General features: G+C 66.1%; 2 protein-coding genes. Both read right to left on the bottom strand.

Going from position 1 to position 2,612, the window contains the following annotated elements; genetic code table 11:
- Nucleotides 1–112 precede the first annotated feature (112 nt).
- Entirely contained in the window at nucleotides 113–883 is a 771-nt protein-coding gene (locus BSP109_RS16415; RefSeq protein WP_101602029.1) for an ATP-binding protein, read from the bottom strand.
- Nucleotides 880–2,466, bottom strand: coding sequence for an IS21 family transposase (gene istA, locus BSP109_RS16410; protein ID WP_101602027.1), 1,587 nt, complete (start codon nucleotides 2,464–2,466; stop codon nucleotides 880–882). Before istA ends, BSP109_RS16415 begins: the two co-directional genes overlap by 4 nt.
- Nucleotides 2,467–2,612 lie beyond the last annotated feature (146 nt).

The following is a 2,612-nucleotide window of genomic DNA, read 5'->3' as shown; positions in this document are numbered from 1 at the left end:
TGGCGCGTAGCGTCGGTTGGTACGGATAGTCCACGTACCTGGTACTGGTGCTCGGTGGGAGTGGTACTGGCCCCGAGCGTGTGCTCGGGGCCGGCACCTGTCGTCCTGGCGGCTACTCCCAGTAGCCGTCGTCGGCGCGGGCTTGCTCGTGGCGGAGCCTGCGCATGTCGATCTGGCCGAGGCTGATCTTTCGGGCCTGGTTCGACAGCCGGTTCACGATCGAGTCCGCAGCGACTCGGTCCGGCAGTTCGGCCACCCAGTGCGCTGGCCCCGTCTGCGAGGCGATCATCGTTGGCAGCCGGTGTTCCCGGTTCGCCAGCACTGCGAACAGATCGCTGGCAGCGTCGCTGTCGATCCCGACGGTGAGGAAATCGTCGATCACGAGTAGATCCGTGTGCGAGAGGTCGTTGAGCAGCTTCTGGTGGGCGATACCGTCCCCGCGGGCGATCACCAACCTCCTGGCCAGGTCGTCCATCCGGGCGTAGACGACGGAGTGGCCGTTGTGACACGCCGCGATGCCGAGCGCGCACGCCAGATAGGTCTTCCCACCGCCGGTCGGTGAGGTGATCAGCAGGTTGGTGGGATCTGCTCGCCAGTCGTGTGCGGCGTAGCGACGCATCCGCACCGGGGTGATGCCACGATCCTCGCGGTAGTCGATCTCCGCGATCGATGCCTGCGGGAGGGGGAAGCCGGCGGCACGGATGAGCTTGTCGACCTTGTGGATCCGGCGCTGCTCGAGTGCGTCGTCGGTAGCGGTGAGAAAGATCTGCTCCGGGGTGAGCGTGTCGTTGGCTTCGTCGTCGATGAGTTCTTCGAACCGGGTCGCGATATGCGTGACCCGCAGCTGGCGGAACTTGTCGTAATCGATGCTCGTGAACGTCACCGGGCCTCCTCCCCTCCGGTCTCGTAGTGAGACGCGTCGCGCACGTACACATCGGGTCCATTCGGTGCGCTGGCTGCGCGTTTGCGTGTGGACGCGGCCGGGATCGGCGCCCTGGGTTTCTTCTGGTCGCTGTCGATCGCAGCCATGATGCGCTTCAGCGTCGTGTAGGTGGCGTACCCGCCCCGGTTGACGAGTTCCTGGCAGGCGGCCTCGAGCCGCTGCCGGTTCTGCTTTCCGAGTCCGCTCAGGATGTTCTGGCAGTCGAGATATCCCTGCGCCTCGATCGTCTGCCGGTCGAGGACCTGCTCGATCACCGTCACGGTCGCCGGGCCGGCGCTGCGGGCACGATCGGTAAACCAGCGCCTCGACCACAGGCCGTCGATGCCCTGATGCTGCTTGGGCACATGCTCGGGAAGCGTCGAGTACCGGCCCTTGCGGCCCCACAGTCTGGGGTGCTCACACACGATCGCGGTGCCGTCGAACACCGTCACCCGCGACGACGTCAGCCGGACCCGCAACAGTCGCCCGGCTAGCTGATAGGGCACGGAGTAGCGCTGGGAATCGGCGGTGACGTGGTAGTTCCGCCCTGCCTTGAGCTCTTTCCACTCGACCTCTTCGAACCGCGCATCGGGCAGCGGACCGAGCAAAGACAGCTCCTCGGCCTCGAATCGCTGCCACCGGGTCGTGTCGTCGGCCCGACGCAGGTCGTGGTTGATCTCGTCGACGCGCTGCTCGATCGCGTCGTTGAGCTCGGACAGGCTCGTCCAGACCTCGTCTTCGAGGTAGCCGATGACACGCTTGTTGACCACGTTGACGGCGTTCTCGGCCGCGGCCTTATCGCGGGGCTTGCCCGCCCGGGCCGGGACGATCGCGGTCCCGTAATGGTCGGCGAGCTGCTGATAGCGGGCGTTGACAATCCGCTCCCGGTCACCCTTGCGCCGCGGATGCGTCGACGTCGTCGGGTTGTCCGGGACCACCAGCTGGACCACGCCCCTGTAGAACGAGAACGCGCGCACGTGCGCGTCCAGCCACGCCGGCGACTTCATGTTCGCGTAGGCGCGGCAGAACAACACCCCCGAGTAGGGAAGCACCCCGACCCACAGGTACGCCTTGGTGACCTGCCCGGTGACCGCGTCGACGAGATCGAGCGTGTCACCGGCCCAATCGACGAGCATCGCCCGTCCCGGCTCGTGGTGGAGCACGGCGACCAGGTCATGCGATCTGACGTAGTCGGCGAACAGGGCGCAGAACTGCGAATACCCGTACTTCTTCTGCCCGCCGCTCTGGGTGTCGGCGTAGCGGCGCCATGCCTGCAGCAGCGTGAAGTGCCGGTTCTGCTTCATCGACGTCAGCACGCGCGCCAGGTCAGGCTGCGCGTACTCCACCGAGACCCGCCGGCGTCCGTCCGGGAACCACGCCGCGAGCTCGGCATCACCGACCGCCGCAGCCGAGGTCACTCCGTGCCGGGTGAGGGCTTGCTTCACACGAGAGACGTCGCGTCGCGAGCATCCGACGGTCTCGACGACCTCGCTGTAACTGCGATCTGCGAGCACCAGCTCCATGATCGCCCGATAGTTGACCATACCAAGGGCCTTTCCGACTCAGTGACGGGCGACACGGACGTGCCGCCCCACCGCTCAGAAGACCACCGAAATCACGGCAGTACCACCTATCCAGAAAACTGATACCAGGTACGTGGACTATCGGGACCAAGTAGCGCTACGCGCCA

It is taken from the genome of Brevibacterium sp. Mu109 (assembly GCF_900169375.1).
Taxonomy (GTDB): domain Bacteria; phylum Actinomycetota; class Actinomycetes; order Actinomycetales; family Brevibacteriaceae; genus Brevibacterium; species Brevibacterium yomogidense_A.
The sequence above is the reverse complement of the archived record's forward strand: the minus strand, read 5'-3'. Positions and strand labels throughout refer to the sequence as shown.

Excerpts from the sequence above, each read along its gene's own strand:
- istA (WP_101602027.1), bottom strand. The coding sequence starts at position 2,466 with ATGGTCAACTATCGGGCGATCATGGAGCTGGTGCTCGCAGATCGCAGT.